Annotated in this window: 14 protein-coding genes and 2 pseudogenes; 9 read left to right on the top strand and 7 right to left on the bottom strand. The window is 55.1% G+C overall.

The genetic code is table 11. The features are described from left to right. The first annotated feature begins 225 nt into the window (after positions 1–225). From OKC31_RS16410 to OKC31_RS16395, 4 genes and pseudogenes are all read left to right on the top strand, one after another. Positions 226–1,725, top strand: a complete 1,500-nt coding sequence (locus OKC31_RS16410; protein ID WP_270657212.1) for an alanine/glycine:cation symporter family protein — start codon at positions 226–228, stop codon at positions 1,723–1,725. Positions 1,726–2,013: 288 nt separating this feature from the next. After that, positions 2,014–3,279: pseudogene (locus OKC31_RS16405) on the top strand (replication endonuclease); the annotation flags it as partial. A 237-nt stretch (positions 3,280–3,516) separates the two neighbouring features. Next, positions 3,517–5,091, top strand: a complete 1,575-nt coding sequence (locus OKC31_RS16400; RefSeq protein ID WP_270657210.1) for an AAA family ATPase — start codon at positions 3,517–3,519, stop codon at positions 5,089–5,091. 2 nt (positions 5,092–5,093) lie between these two features. Continuing rightward, positions 5,094–6,017: an HNH endonuclease gene (locus OKC31_RS16395; protein WP_270657208.1), complete on the top strand. Its 924-nt coding sequence runs from the start codon at positions 5,094–5,096 to the stop codon at positions 6,015–6,017. Between the two features lie 274 nt (positions 6,018–6,291). Here the strand turns inward: OKC31_RS16395 and OKC31_RS16390 are convergent, their stop codons facing one another. From OKC31_RS16390 to OKC31_RS16380, 3 genes and pseudogenes are all read right to left on the bottom strand, one after another. Beyond that, positions 6,292–6,498, bottom strand: coding sequence for an ogr/Delta-like zinc finger family protein (locus OKC31_RS16390; protein WP_333563522.1), 207 nt, complete (start codon positions 6,496–6,498; stop codon positions 6,292–6,294). Positions 6,499–6,556: 58 nt separating this feature from the next. Continuing rightward, positions 6,557–7,096, bottom strand: a pseudogene (locus OKC31_RS16385) (phage portal protein); the annotation flags it as partial. 6 nt (positions 7,097–7,102) lie between these two features. Continuing rightward, positions 7,103–7,909, bottom strand: a complete 807-nt coding sequence (locus OKC31_RS16380) for a crotonase/enoyl-CoA hydratase family protein (RefSeq protein ID WP_270657207.1) — start codon at positions 7,907–7,909, stop codon at positions 7,103–7,105. Positions 7,910–8,076: 167 nt separating this feature from the next. On the opposite strand from OKC31_RS16380, the gene OKC31_RS16375 reads away from it, so the two are divergent. The 5 genes from OKC31_RS16375 (at position 8,077) to OKC31_RS16355 (ending at position 14,319) form a co-directional block, all read left to right on the top strand. Continuing rightward, positions 8,077–9,864 carry a putative nucleotidyltransferase substrate binding domain-containing protein gene (locus OKC31_RS16375; protein ID WP_270657205.1) on the top strand — a complete coding sequence of 596 codons (1,788 nt, stop codon included), beginning with the start codon at positions 8,077–8,079 and terminating at the stop codon, positions 9,862–9,864. Positions 9,865–9,866: 2 nt separating this feature from the next. Next, entirely contained in the window at positions 9,867–10,493 is a 627-nt protein-coding gene (locus OKC31_RS16370; RefSeq protein ID WP_247822680.1) for a 3'-5' exonuclease, read from the top strand. Between the two features lie 105 nt (positions 10,494–10,598). Then, on the top strand, positions 10,599–10,910 hold the full coding sequence (locus OKC31_RS16365; RefSeq protein WP_040068110.1) for a DUF485 domain-containing protein: 312 nt from the start codon (positions 10,599–10,601) through the stop codon (positions 10,908–10,910). Continuing rightward, on the top strand, positions 10,907–12,559 hold the full coding sequence (locus OKC31_RS16360) for a cation acetate symporter (protein WP_247822679.1): 1,653 nt from the start codon (positions 10,907–10,909) through the stop codon (positions 12,557–12,559). The genes OKC31_RS16365 and OKC31_RS16360 overlap by 4 nt, the downstream gene beginning before the upstream one ends. Before the next feature lie 167 nt (positions 12,560–12,726). Beyond that, positions 12,727–14,319, top strand: a complete 1,593-nt coding sequence (locus OKC31_RS16355; RefSeq protein ID WP_040068106.1) for an ABC-F family ATPase — start codon at positions 12,727–12,729, stop codon at positions 14,317–14,319. A gap of 246 nt (positions 14,320–14,565) precedes the next feature. On the opposite strand, the gene ppiD is transcribed toward OKC31_RS16355, so the two are convergent. The 4 genes from ppiD to clpX form a co-directional block, all read right to left on the bottom strand. Then, positions 14,566–16,479, bottom strand: a complete 1,914-nt coding sequence (gene ppiD, locus OKC31_RS16350; RefSeq protein WP_270657203.1) for a peptidylprolyl isomerase — start codon at positions 16,477–16,479, stop codon at positions 14,566–14,568. A gap of 150 nt (positions 16,480–16,629) precedes the next feature. Further along, entirely contained in the window at positions 16,630–16,902 is a 273-nt protein-coding gene (gene hupB, locus OKC31_RS16345; RefSeq protein WP_005315375.1) for a nucleoid-associated protein HU-beta, read from the bottom strand. A 240-nt stretch (positions 16,903–17,142) separates the two neighbouring features. Further along, positions 17,143–19,497, bottom strand: a complete 2,355-nt coding sequence (lon, locus tag OKC31_RS16340) for an endopeptidase La (protein ID WP_005336976.1) — start codon at positions 19,495–19,497, stop codon at positions 17,143–17,145. 141 nt (positions 19,498–19,638) lie between these two features. Further along, a complete protein-coding gene (gene clpX / locus OKC31_RS16335) occupies positions 19,639–20,913 on the bottom strand; it encodes an ATP-dependent protease ATP-binding subunit ClpX (protein WP_247822678.1) in 1,275 nt (424 codons plus the stop codon). Positions 20,914–20,946: the final 33 nt, after the last annotated feature.

The following is a 20,946-nucleotide window of genomic DNA, read 5'->3' as shown; positions in this document are numbered from 1 at the left end:
AATTCACAAATTTGCAACAAGGCAACATTTTTCGCTGGGAAGCACCGATACAACTCGATATGTTACACCCCATGCACGGCGCGCGTTTGCGCCCTGCTTAACCCCTCAACCTCGCGCTCATTTGTTAACCGGATTGTTAACAGACAGGGCCGAAAACAGTGACAGAGAGCGAGGCCAAGATCTCGCCAAAAGAGCGCCACAAACACAACAAAGGAGTTGTTGTACATGAATGAAATCGTCAATGCCATCAATGGTGTAATCTGGAGCCCTGCGCTCATCTACCTGTGTCTGGGGGTCGGTCTCTACTTCTCCCTGCGCACCCGCTTTTTGCAACTGCGTCATATGAAAGAGATGGTGCGCCTGATGTTTGATGGCAAGAGCACCGATGCCGGTGTCTCCTCCTTCCAGGCGCTGGCCATGACCCTGGCCGGTCGCGTCGGCACCGGCAACATTGCCGGTGTTGCCACCGCTATTACCTTCGGTGGCCCGGGCGCCATGTTCTGGATGTGGATGGTCGCCTTCCTCGGCGCCAGCTCCGCCTTCGTGGAGTCCACCCTGGGTCAGGTTTACAAAGAGAAGATCAACGGCGAATACCGCGGCGGCCCGGCCTTCTACATCGAGAAAGGGCTTGGCATGAAGTGGTACGCCTGGACCTTCGCCATCGCTACCATCTTTGCCTGCGGTGTGCTGCTGCCGGGCGTGCAGGCCAACTCCATCGGTGCCAGCCTGCAGACCGCCTTTGATATCGATCCGAACGTCACTGCCGCCGGTCTGGCGCTGCTGCTCGGCTTCATCATCTTCGGTGGCGTCAAGCGTATCGCCAACTTCGCCAGTACCGTGGTGCCCTTTATGGCGCTGGGCTACATCATCGTGGCCTGCGTCATCATCGCCCTCAACATCTCTGCCCTGCCGGGCGTGCTGTTGCTGATCTGGAAGAGCGCCTTCGGTCTGGATGCCGGTTTCGGTGCCATTCTGGGTCTGGCCATCATGTGGGGGGTAAAACGCGGGGTCTACTCCAACGAAGCGGGTCAGGGTACCGGGCCGCACGCCTCCTCTGCAGCCGCAGTGAGTCACCCGGCCAAGCAGGGTCTGGTACAGGCGTTCTCCGTCTATATCGACACCCTGTTCGTCTGCTCCGCCACCGGCTTTATGCTGCTGATCTCCGGCCTCTATAACGTGCAAGGGCCGGATGGTACTGCCCTGTACACGGGTATCGCCGGTGTGGCTGCGGGCCCGGGCTATGTGCAGACTGCCATGGAGAGCATGATGCCGGGCTTTGGCAGTATGTTCGTGGCCGTCGCGCTGTTCTTCTTCGCGTTCACCACCATCGTTGCCTACTACTACATCGCCGAGACCAACATCGCCTACATCAACCGCAAGGTGAACCGTCCCTGGCTGACTTTTGTGCTCAAGCTGACCCTGATGGCTTCTACCGTCTACGGTACCGTCAAGACCGCCGAGCTGGCATGGGGCATGGGTGATATCGGGGTCGGTCTGATGGCCTGGCTCAACATCGTCGCCATCCTGCTGCTGCAAAAGACCGCCTTCGCCTGCCTGAAGGATTATGAATCCCAGAAAGCCAAGGGGCTGGATCCGGTATTCCACCCGGAGAAGCTCGGTATCAAAAATGCTGACTACTGGGCTGGCCACCGCTCCGAAGATAATCTGGAGCAGGAAAAAGCAGGTCATCCGTTTGAGCCGGATCAGGATCGCAAGATCTCCTGAACCAGAACGACATAAGACATCAATAAAAATGGCAGCCTCGGCTGCCATTTTTATTTCTTTAATTTCAACAAGTTACATTTAAATCAAGGAGTTAAGTGCCACACACGGGGACACTTTGGGACGTGAAAAGACACCAAAATTGGCAAAATGTGGACACTTTTTTCAGCCCATTCTCGAGGAAGATCAAGCTGGTTTAAGATGGTTTTCCAACGGGTTAAAGCGGACAGCATCATTGAGATAATCCGGTGCAAAGTGGGCGTATGTCATCGTCTGATGAAATATCAAGTGGCCGCCCTCAAACGGTGGAACGCCCCCGTTTATGGATTTCGCGTGTGCGAGGCTCACCACGACGGCACCCCGCACTGGCACATGCTGCTATTTATGCGCCCGGAAAATCGCAACCGGGTTATCGGCATCCTGCAACGCTATGCCCTGACCGATGACCACGACGAGCTGGTACGGGATATCAAGGGCGCCCCACCCTTTACCGACTTCACACCCCGCTTCGACTGGAAAGAGATAGACCCGGCCAAGGGCGATGCCGCGGGCTATATCGCCAAATACATTGCCAAGAACATCGACGGCGCCTACCTGGACGATGACGAAGAGTCCGGCACCGCCGCCGATGAGGGCGCCCTGCATGCCGTGGCCTGGGCCAGTTGGTGGGGCATTCGCACATTCCAGCAGATCGGCGGTGCCCCGGTCGGGGTATGGCGCGAGCTGCGTCGCATCAGCAACGCCAAGAAGCATGCCGAACTGGTTGGCCCACCCAAGCCCGTGCTGCAAGACCCGCGCTTTGAGGCGGCCCGCTTTGCCGCAGATAACGGCATTTTCCGCTGCTATCTGCACGCCATGGGCGGTGCACTGGCCACCCGTGCCGAACACCCCATCAAGCTGGCCCACCTCATTGAGGAGCAGGCCAACTGTTATGGCGAAGACATCAAGCGCCTGATGGGCATTACCTCCACTCGTCTGGGCATCAAGACCCGCCTGCAAGGGTGGGAGATTGTGCCCGCCGGCACCCATGAAGCCAGGAAAGCCGCCGAGGCTGTAGCGAGGGGGGTTGGGGTTAAGACGGGCGACAGCCCGGCACCTTGGAGCTCTGACAATAACTGTACGCAACCAGATCCTGATGCCTTTGCAGACCAGATCATGAGGGAACAATGGGGATTATCGCCCTTCTCCATTGAGCGATTGCGGGCTGAAGCCAGCGTCACGGCAGACGGTTTCACCCTTTGGCTGGAGAACGGACAGCTGCAGTCGAGTCGAACTCTCCCATGCGAGCCGGATTGGCGACTGGAGGGACTACAACCAACTGAACAGGACCAGCTTGATGAATACGCGGTACCGGAAGGCAACCAAGACTGGCCGATGTTGGTTGAGCTGTGCCGCGAGGTCTACCAGGCACAAGGCCACACCGGGGCGCACCGCTGGATCGAAATGCTGCCAGTGCCCTATCAGTCAGAGATGTGGCGTGTATTGGAAGGGCTGGATGCGCCGGAATGGATGCAGAAACAGGGTAACCCAACAATACAAAAACAAACATTCAATTAAATAGCATCCAATTGGTTTCGTTTAATGCGTTTGATCTGGACTGACAAAACAATAATCCCCGTAACTGAAAGCTTCATTGGATGGCATTCTGACTAAAAATCACACAAATTGAAATGCTAGCGGATTGCTACACAAAAATACCCCTCTATAAGCTGCTTCACTTGAGCCTTCTTGTAGACAAATGTCGCAGTATTGTATACAACTCAAATCCTGACCGAACTACAAAGAGTGATTATCATGGAGTTTACAGTATTAGAACGACATGAAAGGGTTCCTCAAAATGCAAAGAACCATGTGTATTTAAAAATTGACAATTGGAATGACTATTCATTTATGACAATGTTCTATTTATCAGTTTTTGATAAAAATGGGGAACGTCATGATATCGGATACGTTAAGATCGCTTTTAAAGGACAGACTACAGAAACACCTACCTACAAGAAAATAAAACCTAATTTTTCTAGGTTATCTTCTATTTTCTTCTCTGTAGGAGTGGACGTTGATTTTTACAGAAATCTTTCTCTGTTAAACAAGAGCTTAGCTAGGGAAATTCTGACTTCATTAAATGATATTACACTGAATCAAGATATTATAGATGCAGTACAGGAAGAGGACGTATTTCGAATATCCTTACTTCGAGACTCAAGCTTAACATCGATAAAAGGACAATATGCAAGGGCTCTTGCTGGAAAACCTGAACTCACAGCGTTTAAATTTTCATTCGTACGTTATAGTGAAGATGATGAAACATACCCTATTGAACTTGATTTCAATGTTAAGGATAACTCCACACCAAGCACAAACATACATGCATTGATAGGTAGAAATGGTTCAGGTAAAACTACAATTCTTAATGGGATGATTGATGCAATAACCAACACCCCAAAGGGAACATGTAGTTTCATTGAAAACTCATGGCAAAGAAGACCAATAGAATCAGACTATTTCAGCAGTCTAATATCGATTTCATTTAGTGCATTTGACCCCTTCTTACCTCCTAAAGAACAGCCAAACCCAAGCAAAGGAACCTGTTATTTTTATATCGGTCTGAAGAGCCAAAAAAATCCAGAGAGTCACTTAACTCTGTCAGAGTTAAGGTATGAATTTGTAAAATCACTTGTTGATTGCTACCGGTTAAATAATAAAAGAGAGTTGTGGCTTAATTCAATCAATCAGCTAGAAGCAGATATAAATTTCGAATCAATGAATCTGTCTATTTTATTGAGGTATTATCGTCGACTTGAAAGAAATCTTAAGGAGAATGAACAGGTTGACTCTACACCATTCATTTCGAAACTGCATGATGAGATTATTGATATATTAGAGCGTCTCAGTTCTGGCCATGCCATTGTCCTTTTTACTATCACAAAAATAATATCAAAGATTGAAGAAAAAACACTTATATTACTTGATGAACCGGAAGGGCATCTCCATCCACCATTATTATCAGCATTTATTCGGACATTAAGTGAATTGCTTTTTGAACAAAACGGTGTCGCTATAATAGCAACACACTCACCTGTTGTTCTTCAAGAAGTACCGAGAACATGCGTCTGGAAAATTAACCGAGTTGGAGACGTCATTATTCCATATCGCCTAGACATAGAGACTTTTGGTGAAAACGTAGGCGTATTAACTAAAGAAGTCTTCGGTTTGGAAGTTATAAACTCTGGTTATCACAGTTTATTATCAAAGTCTGTTTCGCAACACATGAACTATCAAGAAATACTGATGCAGTATGACGAACAGTTAGGTATGGAAGCCCGCTCGGTGTTAAAGTCGATGATAATAAATAGAGATAGATGGATGTAATAATGAAAAAACTCCCAGAACCTCCATACAGTTTTTCCGATGCTTTAAATGCATGTTCTGATAGCATGGAAAAGGTGAATATGAAAGCTAGATTTTTAGATTCTAAACCATATCTCATGCCTATTGAAAATCAGTATCGTCTATTGGGTGAAAAAGGAAGGTTATGCCGATTCCCTAGAATTAATGACCTTGATAAAGATACTGATGTTGTTCCTGGACTTAAAAAATCGAAACTAGAAGCACTATACACTGGTTACTTAAGGAACCCCAAAAAATCAGCCAGAAAAATCTATGACAGATTACTTGCATCTGCAAATGGGAAATGCCCATTTTGTGGTGAAATCGGAGAGCCAAAAAATATAGATCATTTTTTGCCTGTAGCACACTTTCCACAACTATCAGTACTACCGTTGAATTTAGTCCCATCCTGTCGCGATTGTAATATGGGTGAAAAAGGTGATGATTATGCAAAAACTCCAGGAGATCAAATCCTTCATCCATATTTAGATAGTGATATTTTTTATACTCAGCAGTGGGTATTTGCCAGCTATGTTATCGATGACATTTACGATCCTGTAACTCCAGGAGCCGTAATATACACGGCCGCACCACCAAATACGTGGTCACTAATTGATGCACAGCGAGCCATAAAGCATTTCTCTGACTTCGGCTTGGCTAGTAGATATAGTATAAGAGCAAGTGACCACTTAGCCGATATTGTTAGCCAAAGAAATAGATTTTACAAAAAAAATAGATACTCCATGTCTAGAGCTAAACTGGAGGCAGAATTTATTGACAATTTTCTTGAGCCTGTAATAACAGAACATCGATTTGAAAATCATTGGAAAAAAGTCATGTATAAGTGCTTGTCTCAGTCGAAGGACTTTTTACAAGGTAAAACTGTTGATGTATTCAATGTTCCTTAAAACCTACAATATATTATTTCATTAGATAATTCATATCCATGCTGGATAATAAGATAGTTGGGCATAAGATACGAGAAAGACAAAATATATTCAGAGTAATGTGCTCCATAGACTCTTCCTTATTTATAAAGATGGGGGGAGTACTATTAGAGCACTTCACCATAAGTCTTCTTATAAATGTAATTTTCTCCATCCTGTCTGCTTTGTCAAAGCAGACAGGTGATAGAAATTCGATGAAGGATGCTAGACGTCTGCGGCACTGAATTCCAGCTTGTTACAATCCACTCAGTCCTTTCAATACCAGCTGGTTGGTGGTCTTGGCCGAGGGGCTTAGGGTGTGGGCGAACGACAAGGTGGCCACCCAGCTGTGGCCACATTCTGCATCGGTGCACTGGCAGTAGAGATCCGAGACATCATCGCTCAGTCGGTTGGTCTTGGTAATGCGGCCCCGCTGGCCACACACTTTGCAATAAACCCGCATTACGCCCCCTTTTCTATCCAAATCAACAGCCTATCTTGCCACAGCAAACACTGTTTGTTTATACAGTTGAACCGATATTCTCCCGAAAATCGGCCCGCAGGGAGACGGGAGTCCCGCGCTGTTGATGGCATCCTGGATAAGCTCGCACAGCGGCAGCACCTCGTTGCGGGCATAGGTCGCATCGTACTTCTCGGGATCCCCGAGCCCTCCCCCGCCATTGGTCGGAATGATGCCGGCCAGCGCCGCTGGAAAGCGGTGGCTGGTCAATACATCCTGAGCGGTGATCCCCTTGATAGCCGCGAACTCGTCCTTGGTGGCGATGTCCCCCACCGGGATCAGCTTGATGCCATCGGGCTTACCGTCCGGGATGTTGACGAACATAGAGCGAAAGTTTCCCCCCCCCCTTGCTGCTCGCAATCATCTCCTTCATCTCCTCTTCGGTGTCGTCGCCCATGTTCGGGTCGGTGGCGTAGAAGATGAACCCCATGTGGGCGCCGTTGAGAAAGTATTTACGCCGAAACAGGGTGGCATCCTGGTTAAGCAGCGCCGACTGCAAGCCACCCAAGTAGTCGGGCATACCGTAGATCGCTCGTGCAGGTCGCAGTCAGAGCGGATTGCGGCGCGGCCCGAAGGGCAGCCGCCAGCGAAACAGGCTGTTAAGGGTGGCCCGCCACTGATTAGGGCGTCCCAGGATCTGCTTCTGTAACCGAGTCTCTTCCTTCAGCATCGCCTCATCGCTGCGGGCCCAGGCCTGACTGTAAAGCTGCTTGATCCCCGCCAGCGCATCCGGCGACTTGGTGATAAGGGTACGGGCAAACTCCCGCGCCTCCACCAGCGGATCGGCGCAGACCCGGCTCACTATCCCGAGGGATTTGGCCTCGACGGCATCCAGCTCGCGCCCACTCATGGCAAGCTCCATGGCGGTATCCAGCCCCATCAGGTTGCGCATGGTGACGCTGCCGCTCATATCGGGAATGATGCCCCACTTGATCTCCATCACAGAGAAACGGCAATCGGGGGTGCTGAAGCGAAAATCAGCGCCGAGCGCAATCTGCAAGCCACCGCCAAAACAGACTCCCTGGGTGACCGCAATCACCGGCACCGGCAGTTGGTGCCAGCCATAAGCGACCCGCTGGGCCAGATTGGTCGCTTCGTCCGCCTCGCGCTTGAGAATATCGAGTGCTGCAACCGGCTGGCGCAGCATCGATTTCACATCCAGCCCGGCGCAGAAGGCCCGCCCCTCGCCGTGCAGGATCACCGCCCGCAACCCCTTGTGCCGGGCGAGCTGCGTCAGCGTCTCGTCGATGGCTCTGAACATGGCTCTGTCCAGCGCATTGAGTTTGTCACCCCGAGTCAGCATCACTTCGGCAATCCCGTCGTGGATCTCGCACTTGATCCTTGGTTTTTCCATCTCCCTGTCCTCTCCTTGATCCGGGTTATTGACCTACTGGTCATACCACCACGTTATCAGAGTGTGATCATCCGGTACAGCTGAGACTAAAGTCGGCTGGCCGCCTCCCCCTCCCTTTGTCACACTGGGAGTTGCATGAGTGCCGCAAGCCAGCAGAGGACGCCGTCATGTCAACCCTGTTCAATTTTGCCAGACCACCGTTCGACCGACTGAATGAGGAGGCCCGCGAGCGGCTCTCCCGCCACCTCTCGCTCTGCTATTTTCGCGCTGGCGATCTGCTGCTCAAGGAGGGGGACGAGCCTCCCGGCCTCTATCTCATCATCAAGGGGGCGGTAGAAGAGTCTGCCCCTCACCACCCGTTTGGTGATTACGGGGTCGATGACCTGTTCGATGTGCGCGCCCAGTTTGACGGCCACTGCCGCCACCGCTTCACCGCGCTGGAAGATAGCCTCTGTCAGCTCATCCCTCGCCACACCTTTCTGGCGCTCTGTGAGCAGGATCCGCAGTTTGCCAGCTACTTCACCGCCAATCTGGCCGAGCGCCAGCGCCAGCAGGAGCAACGCGAACAACTGGGTCAGAAGAATCTGGCTGAATTTATCCTGACCCGCATCGAACCCGGCCATCTGCAGGCACCGCTCATCGTCGACTGCAAGCTGTCACTGCTGGCGGCCACAGAAGCCATGGTGAGCAAGGGGACTGATTGCCTGCTCTATCCCGCCCATGACGGCTCCCTCACGCTGGCAACCCGCAAGACCCTGCTCCACGCCCTGACCCTCAAGGGATTGCCACTGACGGCCCCCCTCTCGGTGCTGACCCCCACACCGCTGATTGGTCTGCCGCTGGAGAGCTATCTGTTTGATGCCCTGCTGCTGATGACCCGTCATCGCATCAAGCGGCTGGTGGTGTGGCGTGGCAACGCGGTAGCGGGCATCTTGCAACTGACTCAGGTGTTGGGACTCTTCTCTACCCACTCCCACGTGCTGACATTGCGTATCGCCCGCGCCGACAGCATGCCAGCACTGGAGGCGGTGGCCCGCGAGCAACAACAACTGACCCGATCGCTGTTTGCCCAAGGGATCCACACCGCCTTTTTAATGAAGCTGATCGCCACCATCAACGAGCAGCTGATCGCCAAAGCCTTTGCGCTGGTGATCCCCCCCGAGGTGCAGGATAACGTCTGCCTGCTGATGCTGGGCTCGGAGGGGCGCGGCGAGCAGATCCTCAAAACCGATCAGGACAACGCCCTGATCCTGCCAGAGGGGCTGGCATGGCCCACCCAGGCAGCCGATCTGGCCGAATTCAGCGCCCTGCTGGAGCGCCTCGGCTACCCGCTGTGCCCCGGGCAGGTGATGGTGAACAATCCGGCCTGGGTGAAAACAGGCAGCGAGTGGCAAAGCGCCATTGCCAGTGCCTGCACCACGACAAAAGAGGATGAGCTACTCTGGCTCGCCACCCTGGCCGATGCTCACCCCATCGCGGGGGATCGACAGCTCCATCTGCCGGTTGCCAGAGCGCTGCGCGAGCAGCTGGCCGACAGACGGGATCTGCTGGCGGAGATGGTGCGACCGGCGGTGGCCTTCCATGCCCCCCTCACCCTGTTTGGCAGGCTGGAGCAGCCACCGGAAGGGCTGGATCTGAAGCGAGGCGGCCTGTTTCCACTGGTGCACGGTATCCGCATGCTGGCCCTTGAGGCTGGCATTCTGGAGACCTCGACCCTGGGGCGTATCGATGCGCTGGTGGCAGCCGATCGGCTCAGTGCCGACTATGGCAGCAATCTGGCAGAGGCGTTCCGGCTCTTTATCCGGCTTAGGCTGCGCAGCCAGCTCAAGGGGGGCAATAGTCGGGTGCAGACAAGCGAGCTTAGCCACAGCGAGCGGGATCTGTTGCGCCAGGCGCTGCATCAGGTGAAAAAGTTCCAGCAGTGGCTCACCTTGCACTTTCGTCTGAGACAATAGCCATGTTGAACCGCGTTCGACGCTACTGGTATGGCCGTGCGTTCCGAACGGGCGAGTTCGCGCCACTCTTTGCCACCCCACCGGAAGATGAACGGATCGCCCTCGATTTCGAGACCACCAGTCTCGATCCCGAGCAGGCCGAGATCGTCTCCATCGGGGCGGTGCGCATTCAGGGCAACCGGCTGCTGACCGGCGAGGCCCTCGCCATCAAAGTACAGCCACCGGCTAGCCTGACCAGCCAATCTGTGGTGATCCACGGTCTGCGCCATCAGGATCTGCAACAGGGGATGGAGCTGGAAGCCGCGCTGCGCCTGCTACTCGACTATATCGGCCCCCGTGAACTGGTGGGCTATCACATCGCCTACGACCTGCGCATTCTCAATCTTGCCTGCCAGAAATTGTGGGGATTGACCCTGCCCCAGCGAGGGATCGAGGTGAGCCAGCTCTATCACGACCACCTCTATCGCCGCTATCCCGATGCGGCCATTGACCTCCACTTGAGTGCCATCTGTAGCCACCTTGAACTGCCATCCCTGCCCGCCCACGATGCCCTTGCCGATGCCACCACGGCCGCGCTCATCTACCTGCGCCTGACCTGCGGCTCGCCGCTCACTTATCCCAAAGTCTAATTGTCGAGAAATAACATTTAATTCACATTTTGCTTACATGAGCAGATTGCCTGCTCGTCGGGGTTACCCCATCCACCGCTGACACTCATGTCATGGAGAACTGCAATGGAACAGCAAAGCTATCTGAGGATCCAGCAAGATCCCAACTTCCAGGAGCTGGTCGCCAAGCGCCAGCGTTTTGCCTGGGCCCTCTCGGCTCTGATGCTGGGACTCTACCTGGCGTTTATTCTGCTCATCGCCTTTGCCCCCGGTTGGCTGGGCACCCCCTTGAGCGAAGGGTCGACCATTACTCGCGGCATTCCTGTCGGGGTAGGATTGATCCTCTCCTCCTTCGTGTTGACCGGCGTCTATGTCTTTCGCGCCAACGGCGAGTTTGATGAACTGAACCAGAAGATCCTCAAAGGGGTGCAATCATGAAAGGCAAGTTGCTGCTGTTGACCTCACTGGCCTCCTCTCCCCTGCTGGCGGCCGATGCAATCTCTGGCGCCGTGGAGCGTCAGCCCCTTAATGTCGCCGCCATCGTGATGTTTCTGGTGTTTGTGGCCGCTACCCTGTTCATCACCTACTGGGCCTCCAAGCGCAACCGCTCGGCTTCCGACTACTATGCGGCCGGTGGCCGTATCACCGGCTTCCAGAACGGTCTGGCCATCGCCGGTGACTATATGTCCGCCGCCTCCTTCCTCGGGATCTCCGCGCTGGTCTACACCTCCGGCTACGATGGCCTGATTTACTCCATAGGTTTTCTGGTGGGCTGGCCCATCATTCTGTTCCTGATCGCCGAACGGCTGCGCAACCTCGGCAAATATACCTTTGCCGATGTCGCCTCCTATCGTCTCAAGCAGACTGAAGTGCGTACCCTCTCCGCCTGTGGTTCGCTGGTGGTGGTCGCCCTCTATCTGATCGCCCAGATGGTCGGTGCCGGCAAACTGATCGAGCTGCTGTTTGGCCTGCAATACCATGTGGCCGTGGTGCTGGTCGGTATCCTGATGGTGCTCTACGTGCTGTTTGGCGGCATGCTGGCCACCACCTGGGTGCAGATCATCAAGGCAGTGATGCTGCTCTCCGGTGCTAGCTTTATGGCCATCATGGTGATGAAGTCAGTCAACTTCGACATCGGCGCCCTGTTTAGCGAAGCGGTCAAAGTGCACGAGAAAGGCTCCGCCATCATGAGCCCGGGCGGGCTGGTCTCCGACCCCATCTCCGCCATCTCGCTCGGTCTGGCATTGATGTTCGGTACCGCCGGCCTGCCCCACATCCTGATGCGCTTCTTCACTGTGAGCGATGCCAAAGAGGCGCGTAAATCGGTGTTCTACGCTACTGGCTTTATCGGTTACTTCTACATTCTCACCTTCATCATCGGTTTTGGCGCCATCCTGCTGGTCAGCACCAATCCGGCCTTCAAGGATGCCACCGGCGCCCTGCTGGGCGGCACCAACATGGCAGCCGTCCACCTGGCTGATGCAGTGGGTGGAAGTCTGTTCCTCGGCTTCATCTCTGCCGTGGCATTTGCCACCATTCTGGCGGTAGTCGCCGGATTGACCCTGGCCGGTGCCTCTGCGGTCTCCCATGACCTCTATGCCAGCGTGTTGAAGAAGGGCAAGGCTAACGAGACCGATGAACTGCGTGTCTCCAAGATGACGACTCTGGTGCTGGGCGTAGTTGCCATTGGTCTGGGGATCCTGTTCGAGAAGCAGAACATCGCCTTCATGGTGGGTCTGGCTTTCTCAATCGCCGCCAGCTGCAACTTCCCGGTGCTGTTCCTCTCCATGTTCTGGTCACGCCTGACCACCCGTGGCGCCGTCTACGGTGGCTGGCTGGGGCTGGTGAGCGCAGTAACCCTGATGGTCCTGGGCCCGACCGTGTGGGTGAAAGTGCTGGGCCATGCCCAGGCCATCTTCCCCTACGAATACCCTGCCCTCTTCTCCATGGGGTTGGCATTCATCGGGATCTGGTTCTTCTCCATCACTGACAGCTCCCAGAACGCCGCCGACGAGCATGCCAAGTTCCTGCCGCAGTTCGTTCGCTCCCAAACCGGGCTGGGGGCCTCTGGCGCAACTTCCCACTAACAGATCAAGTTCATCCTTCCAAGCCGGCTTCAAGCCGGCTTTTTTTATTGCCCATCAATCGGCTGCACGCCCCGCTTGCCCCGATCAAGATCACACTTCTCGCTAAAACTTTCGGGGGATCTGTGCCATAATGCGCGCCATTTGACAGACCAATCGGGACACATACCTTGTTAAGTAGCAACAACATCACCATGCAGTTCGGCGCCAAGCCGCTGTTTGAGAACATCAACGTCAAGTTTGGCGGCGGCAACCGCTATGGCCTTATCGGCGCCAACGGCTGTGGCAAGTCCACCTTTATGAAGATCCTCGGTGGTGATCTGGAGCCCACTGGCGGTAATGTGAGCCTGGACGTCAACGAGCGCATCGGTAAGCTGCGTCAGGATCAGTTCGCCTACGAAGATATGCGCGTACTGGACGTGGTCATGATGGGTCACACCGAGCTGTGGGCGGCTATCGCCGAGCGCGATGCCATCTACGCCAATCTCGAAGCCACCGACGAAGACTATATGAAGGCCGCCGAGCTGGAAGGTCTGGTCGCCGAATATGACGGCTACACCGCTGAAGCGCGTGCAGGCGAGCTGCTGCTGGGTGTCGGCATTCCCCTTGAGCAGCACAACGGCCCGATGAGCGAAGTGGCCCCAGGCTGGAAACTGCGGGTGCTGCTGGCACAGGCGCTGTTCTCCAACCCCGATATCCTGCTGCTGGACGAACCGACCAACAACCTGGATATCAACACCATTCGCTGGCTGGAGCAGGTGCTCAACGAACGTGAAAGCACCATGATCATCATCTCTCACGACCGTCACTTCCTGAACTCTGTCTGTACCCACATGGCGGATCTGGACTACGGCGAGCTGCGCGTCTACCCGGGCAACTACGATGACTACATGCTGGCCGCCACTCAAGCGCGCGAGCGTCTGCTGGCCGACAACGCCAAGAAGAAGGCCCAGATCGCCGATCTGCAATCCTTCGTCTCCCGTTTCAGCGCCAACGCCTCCAAGTCCCGTCAGGCGACCTCCCGTCTCAAGCAGATCGACAAGATCAAGATTGAGGACGTCAAGGTCTCCAGCCGCCAGAACCCCTTCATCCGCTTCGAGCAGGACAAAAAGCTCTATCGCAACATCCTGGAAGTGGAAGGTGTATCCAAGGGTTATGGCGACGGTCCCCTGTTCAAGGGCCTCAACATGATGATGGAAGTGGGCGAGAAGGTCGCCATTCTGGGTACCAACGGTATCGGTAAATCCACTCTGATCAAGACCCTTGTCGGCGCACTGGCTCCGGATACCGGCACCATCAAGTGGTCCGAGAACGCCCAGATCGGTTACTACGCTCAGGATCACGCCGAAGACTTCGACACTGATCTCAACGTGTTCGACTGGATGGCCCAGTGGAAACAGGAGAACGAAGACGAGCAGGCTGTACGCTCCATACTGGGCCGTCTGCTCTTCTCTCAGGACGACATCAAGAAGCCGGTCAAGGTGCTCTCCGGTGGTGAACAGGGTCGCATGCTGTTCGGCAAGCTGATGATGCAGCGCCCCAACATCCTGATCATGGATGAGCCAACCAACCACCTGGACATGGAATCCATCGAATCCTTGAACATGGCACTGGAGCTCTACCAGGGGACCCTGATCTTCGTCTCCCACGACCGCGAGTTCGTCTCCTCCCTGGCGACCCGTATCCTGGAACTGACCGAAGATGGTATCCGCGACTTCGGCGGCACCTACGAGGATTACCTGCGCACCCAGGGCGTGGTATAACCCCACTCCTGCGTAAGTTCGCAATGAAAAACCGGCACACACGTGCCGGTTTTTTTATATTCCGTATTTAGACGATTGAGATGGCGGCGTATAGCAGTGATGTGACTACACGCCACAGAGCAGAGAGCAGAGAGCAGAGAGCAGAGAGCAGAGAGCAGAGAGCAGAGCTTGAGTATCCCCCCTCTAGCTCACAGATAAAAAACGGCTCCATCAAGGAGCCGTTTTCAATGGATTGCGCAGTGCCGATTACTCGACGGTCGCTTCCACACTGGTGAAGTACTCGATCTTGGCCGCTTTGCGCAACTCGTCGATCAGAGACTTGTAATCCACCTGAGCTTTGCCCTGACCCAGCTGAGCTTGCAGCATGGCGGCCATGCCGGATGCGGCGGCAGGGACGTTGACCTTGTCCAGCGCAACTACAACGCGGTCACCATTGGTCTCGGCAACCAGAGCCACGCTCGGCTTGCCGTCGATCGGATGGGGCAGCGTGAACGCCTGGGCAATCAGGTTCTGATCCAGCTCGCGATCGAAGCGGGCAACCCCTTTGTGGGTCTCCACTTTCAGACCGAGTGCAGTCAGATCGGCTGTGATGCTCTCACCGACTTTCAGCTTGTCCAGCAGGCCCTGGGCCTTGCCACGGGCCACTTCGCTAGCCTTGTCATGCTTGATGGCGGCAATCACCTGCTCTTTCACCTCGGCCAGTGGCTTGACCGCTTTGGGCTTGTGACCAGTGATGTGCAGCACCAGCGCCTTGCCGTCAGCCAGCTCGATCACGTCGGAGTTGGTATTGTCATCGCGCAGCTGTTCGGAGAACGCAACAGAGAGCACCTTGGGATCGTTCAGCGGAGCCGGAGCAGTCGCCTGGGTGAAGAAATCGGAAGATTGAACCTTCATCCCCATGGCATCAGCGGTCAGATCCAGCGAGTCCGGGTTTTCGAAGCTGTTGTCAGCCATCTTCTGTTGCTCGGCGAAGAACTTCTCCTTGGCCTTGTCAGCTTGCAGACGAGTGATGGTCTCTTCTTTCACATCGGCAAACGGCTTGGTCTGGGCTGATTCAACCCCCAGCAGCTTGATGATGTGGAAACCGAACGGGCTCTTCACCACGGTGGAGAGATCGCCAGCCTTGTTCAGGGCGAACGCGGCTTTCTCGAAGGCCGGATCCATCACCCCTTTCTCGAACCAGTCCAGCTCGCCGCCTTTTTTGGCAGAGAAGGTATCGGAAGAGTCAGCCTTGGCCAGCGCAGCGAAATCATCGCCCGCCTTGGCTTTGGCCAGCACGGCTTCTGCTTTCTGCTCGGCCGCTTTCTCATCCTTGCCAAACGGGATAAGGATGTGAGCCACGTGGCGACGCTCGGCACGCTGGAACAGATCCTGGTGCTGATCGTAGTAATCCTGGGCATCCTGCTCGGTGACCTTGATATCCTTGGCGAGGTTGGCAGCGTCCAGCAGCAGATAGTCGACCTTGACCTGCTCGTCGTTCATGAAACGGGCGCCATTGGTCTTGTAGTACTGCTCCAGCTCGTTGTCGGAGACCTGAACATCAGCCATGTAGTTGGCGGCAGCCAGACGCACCAGACGCAGATCGCGAGTCTGGTTGTAGAGCTTGTCGAGCTGCTCCGCTTCACCCTTGAGGGAGAATTCGGTGCCCAGCAGGGCGCTCATCAACTGTTGACGCACCATGTCCTGACGCAGGGAGTCACGGAACATTTCAGGAGTCATGCCGGCACGACGGATCAGCTGCAGATAGCGGTCATTGTTGAACTTGCCGTTTTCGGCAAATTCCGGCATGGCAACGATGGCCTGCTTGATCTGCTCATCGCTGACGCGCAGACCCAGTTCACGGGCCTTGCTGTCCAGCAGCGCCTGATCGATCAGCCGATCCAGCACGCCGCGGCGGAACTGTTTCATGTAATCGGGGTTCGCGGCCAGCTGGCTGAATGCCTCTCCCATCTGGGATTCCATGCGGGCGCGCTCGTTACGGTAGGCATTTTCCAGTGCCGCAGCACTGATCTCGGTGCCATTGACGGTGGCGGGGGCGGTACGGGCCGGGCCGTTCAGGTAACTACCTACACCAGCCAAGGCAAAGGAGAGGATGATCAGGCCCAAGATAACCTTGGCTACCTTGCCCTGCGCCCCTTCGCGTAGTTTATCCAACATCATGTTTGTACTTATGCTCCCGAACTCGATGGGCGTAAACAATAAAAAGGCGCACCGATTGCGATGCGCCTTGGTCAATCAGTATGAGAGAAGACTCTCTAACTTGTCTGGTCTGCGACCAAGGACGGTAGCCGACGGATATCAGCGACCGGCTTAGTTAACAGCGTCTTTCAGGGCCTTACCGGCTTTGAAGGCAGGAACTTTACCAGCAGCGATTTCGATGGTCGCGCCAGTCTGCGGGTTACGGCCTGAACGGGCAGCACGCTCGCGTACAGCGAAAGTACCGAAACCAACCAGAGCAACCTGGTCACCCTCTTTCAGCGCTTCACCAACAGCATCAATGAAGGCATCCAACGCACGGCCAGCGGCAGCTTTGGAGATATCGGCACCGTCTGCAATCTTGTCAATCAGTTGAGATTTATTCACTCTTATATTCCCCTTTTATCAAACACCGCTGCGGCGCTGATTTCCCTGGCCACAACAAGTGGAGGTTTTATAGCAAGCCTCCTGATCAGTTGCAAGTGACAATCTGGCGCAAACCCGCGCCACACAACGCATTGCGACTCATCACGAGTACCCGATCGGTGGTCAAGGCTACTTCCGTTATCGGGCGCATGCAAGCCTTAACCACCCGCCGAATGCGCCAAATTTGCGGCGCATCAACATTTACACGACAGAAACGCGCTCAAACCCCTGTGGATTGTCCTGCAACGCCAATTCCAGCACCTCGTCAATCCAGCGAACCGGATAAATTTCAAGGTCTTGTTTGACGTTTGCCGGGATCTCCTCAAGGTCGCGCTCGTTCTCTTTCGGAATAAGCACTCGCTTGATGCCGCCACGGTGGGCTGCCAGCAACTTCTCCTTGAGACCACCGATGGGCAGCACTTCGCCGCGCAAGGTGATCTCCCCTGTCATCGCCACATCAGCACGAACCGGATTACCGGTCAAGCTGGAGACCAGGGCAGTACACATGGCGATACCGGCGCTCGGACCATCTTTCGGGGTTGCCCCTTCCGGTACGTGCACGTGGATATCGCGCTTCTCGTAGAAGTCGGCGTTGATGCGCAGCTTCTCGGCACGGGCACGCACGACGGTCATGGCCGCCTGGATGGACTCCTGCATCACATCACCGAGAGAACCGGTATAAGTGAGCTTGCCCTTGCCCGGCATGTTGGTGGTCTCGATGGTGAGCAGATCGCCCCCCACTTCGGTCCACGCCAGACCACACACCTGACCCACTTGATTCTGGTCGGTGGCCTTGCCGTAATCGAAACGCTGCACCCCGAGGAACTCCTTGAGGTTCTCCTGATTGACCTGAACATGCTTGATGCTCTTGTCCAGCAGGATGCGCTTGACCGCCTTGCGACAAATCTTGGAGATCTCGCGCTCCAGACTCCGCACACCCGCCTCGCGGGTGTAGTAACGGATCACTCCGACCAGGGCAGAATCTTCGATGGTGATCTCGGACTCTTTCAGGCCGTTACGCTGGATCTGCTTGGCAACCAGATGCTGCTTGGCAATGTTGAGCTTCTCATCTTCGGTGTAACCGGAGAGACGGATCACTTCCATCCGGTCCAGCAAGGGACCCGGGATGTTCATGGAGTTGGAGGTGGCCACGAACATGACGTCCGACAGGTCATAATCCACTTCCAAGTAGTGATCGTTGAAGCTGTTGTTCTGTTCCGGATCAAGCACTTCCAGCAAGGCGGATGCGGGATCGCCACGCATGTCCGAGCTCATCTTGTCGATTTCGTCGAGCAGGAACAGCGGGTTCTTCACGCCAACTTTCGCCATCTTCTGGATGAGCTTGCCTGGCATGGAACCGATGTAGGTGCGACGGTGACCGCGGATCTCCGCTTCATCACGCACCCCACCGAGGGCCATCCGCACATATTTGCGGCCGGTCGCCTTGGCGATGGATTGGCCCAGCGAGGTCTTGCCCACACCGGGAGGGCCAACCAGACAGAGGATGGGGCCCTTGAGCTTATTGACGCGCGCCTGCACCGCCAGATATTCGAGGATGCGATCCTTGACCTTCTCAAGGCCATAGTGATCGGCATCCAGCACCTCTTGCGCCTTGCCAAGGTCTTTCTTGACCTTGGATCGCGCTTTCCACGGCACCTGTACCATCCAGTCCACATAGCTGCGAACCACGGTAGCCTCGGCGGACATGGGAGACATCATCTTCAGCTTGGCGAGCTCGGCCTGGGCCTTTTCACGGGCATCTTCCGGCATGCCAGCCTCTTCAATCTTGCGATTGAGGGCTTCAAACTCATCCGGGCTATCTTCCAGCTCACCCAGCTCTTTCTGGATGGCCTTCATCTGCTCGTTGAGGTAATACTCGCGCTGGCTCTTTTCCATCTGCTTCTTGACGCGAGTACGGATGCGCTTCTCAACCTGCAGCAGGTCAATTTCCGACTCCATCATCGCCATCAGGAATTCGATGCGCTCGGAGACAGAGACGATCTCCAGCACCTTCTGCTTGTCTTCCAGCTTGAGCGGCATGTGGGCCGCCATGGTGTCAGCCAGACGCGCAGCATCGTCGATCGCCGATATCGAGGTCAGTACCTCGGGCGGGATCTTCTTGTTGAGCTTGATATAGCCTTCAAACTGGCCGATGGCGGAGCGAACCAGTACTTCCTGATCCTTCTCCTCAATAGCTTGGGAGGGGATGTACTGAGCCTCGCAGACAAAGAAATCCTTGTCGTCGATCATCCGCTCCAGGCGGGCACGCTGCCCACCCTCTACCAGCACCTTGACGGTGCCGTCCGGCAGCTTGAGCATCTGCAGAATATTGGCCACTGTCCCGACGGTGAAGATCTCCTCCACAGTCGGCTCATCGGTTGACGCATCCTTCTGGGCCACCAGCAGAACTTTCTTGTCCTGCTCCATGGCCGCTTCCAGACAGCGAATGGATTTTTCCCGCCCCACAAAGAGTGGAATGACCATGTGGGGATAAACCACCACGTCACGAAGAGGCAGGACGGGAATCTCGATGCGTTCTGAACGCTCTAGGTTCATATATGTCCTCTCGGCTTGTTATACCGTTGGCAAAGCGCTTGGCTGAGTATATGGGGGCGCAGAGATGAGATTCAATCGCCGAAACCGTAAAAAGCATGAAAGGGGCAAAAAGCCCCTTCCATTCGATTAAAAATCAGACATTTACTCTGATGCAGCAGCCTGGGTTTCGGGATTTTCGTAAATCATCAAGGGCGCGGAGTCCCCTTTGATCACGGTCTCGTCTATCACCACCTTGCTGACCCCTTCCAGAGAAGGCAGGTCATACATGGTATCCAGCAGCACGGCTTCCACAATGGAACGCAGACCACGAGCACCGGTTTTACGCTCCATCGCCTTGCGGGCAATGGCGTTGAGTGCGTCGTCACGGAACTCCAGCTCGACCCCTTCCAGATCGAACAACGCCGCGTACTGTTTGGTCAGCGCGTTTTTCGGCTCTTGCAGGATCTGGATGAGGGCAGCCTCGTCCAGTTCGGTCAGGGTCGCCACCACCGGCAGACGGCCGATGAACTCGGGGATCAGACCGTACTTGATCAGATCTTCCGGCTCCACCTTGGCGAAGGTTTCGCTCAAGGAGGCCTTGGCATCCTTGGACTTCACCTCGGCGCCAAAACCGATACCGGTTCCCTTGACGGAACGCTGCTCGATCACCTTGTCCAGACCGGCAAAGGCACCACCACAGATGAAGAGGATCTTGGAGGTATCAACCTGCAAGAACTCTTGCTGCGGATGCTTGCGACCACCTTGCGGCGGCACGGAAGCGATGGTCCCTTCGATCAGCTTGAGCAGGGCCTGCTGCACCCCTTCCCCGGAGACATCGCGGGTAATGGAGGGGTTGTCCGACTTGCGGGAGATCTTGTCGATCTCGTCAATGTAGACGATGCCACGCTGGGCCTTCTCCACGTCGTAGTCGCACTTTTGCAGCAGCTTCTGGATGATGTTCTCCACGTCCTCGCCCACATAACCGGCTTCGGTCAGGGTGGTCGCATCGGCCATGGTGAACGGCACATCCAGCAGGCGAGCCAAGGTCTCAGCCAGCAGGGTCTTGCCGCTACCGGTCGGGCCAATCAACAGGATGTTGGACTTGCCCAGCTCCACACCACTGTTTTCGCCGCTGTTGCGCAGGCGCTTGTAGTGGTTGTAGACGGCAACGGCCAACACCTTCTTGGCGTACTCCTGCCCGATCACATAGTCATCGAGATGAGCGCGGATCTGATGAGGGGTCGGCAGCTCGTTACCATCGCGCTTGGGCGAGATCTCGCGGATCTCTTCACGGATGATGTCGTTGCACAGCTCGACGCACTCATCACATATGTAGACGGAAGGGCCAGCGATCAGCTTGCGCACTTCATGCTGGCTTTTGCCGCAAAAAGAGCAGTAGAGCAGCTTATCACCCTCACCCTTGCGTTTCTCTGTCATTCAGCAACCTCGTTTTATCAATAGAGGATGGAT

The organism is Aeromonas sp. Y293-4 (assembly GCF_027705905.1).
In the GTDB taxonomy this organism is placed as follows: Bacteria; Pseudomonadota; Gammaproteobacteria; order Enterobacterales; family Aeromonadaceae; genus Aeromonas; species Aeromonas veronii.
The sequence above is the reverse complement of the archived record's forward strand: the minus strand, read 5'-3'. Positions and strand labels throughout refer to the sequence as shown.

Excerpts from the sequence above, each read along its gene's own strand:
- OKC31_RS16400 (WP_270657210.1), top strand. The coding sequence starts at position 3,517 with ATGGAGTTTACAGTATTAGAACGACATGAAAGGGTTCCTCAAAATGCA.
- OKC31_RS16410 (WP_270657212.1), top strand. The coding sequence starts at position 226 with ATGAATGAAATCGTCAATGCCATCAATGGTGTAATCTGGAGCCCTGCG.
- OKC31_RS16365 (WP_040068110.1), top strand. The coding sequence starts at position 10,599 with ATGGAACAGCAAAGCTATCTGAGGATCCAGCAAGATCCCAACTTCCAG.
- lon (WP_005336976.1), bottom strand. The coding sequence starts at position 19,497 with ATGAACCTAGAGCGTTCAGAACGCATCGAGATTCCCGTCCTGCCTCTT.
- clpX (WP_247822678.1), bottom strand. The coding sequence starts at position 20,913 with ATGACAGAGAAACGCAAGGGTGAGGGTGATAAGCTGCTCTACTGCTCT.
- OKC31_RS16375 (WP_270657205.1), top strand. The coding sequence starts at position 8,077 with ATGTCAACCCTGTTCAATTTTGCCAGACCACCGTTCGACCGACTGAAT.
- ppiD (WP_270657203.1), bottom strand. The coding sequence starts at position 16,479 with ATGATGTTGGATAAACTACGCGAAGGGGCGCAGGGCAAGGTAGCCAAG.
- OKC31_RS16395 (WP_270657208.1), top strand. The coding sequence starts at position 5,094 with ATGAAAAAACTCCCAGAACCTCCATACAGTTTTTCCGATGCTTTAAAT.
- OKC31_RS16370 (WP_247822680.1), top strand. The coding sequence starts at position 9,867 with ATGTTGAACCGCGTTCGACGCTACTGGTATGGCCGTGCGTTCCGAACG.
- OKC31_RS16360 (WP_247822679.1), top strand. The coding sequence starts at position 10,907 with ATGAAAGGCAAGTTGCTGCTGTTGACCTCACTGGCCTCCTCTCCCCTG.
- OKC31_RS16380 (WP_270657207.1), bottom strand. The coding sequence starts at position 7,909 with ATGGAAAAACCAAGGATCAAGTGCGAGATCCACGACGGGATTGCCGAA.
- OKC31_RS16390 (WP_333563522.1), bottom strand. The coding sequence starts at position 6,498 with ATGCGGGTTTATTGCAAAGTGTGTGGCCAGCGGGGCCGCATTACCAAG.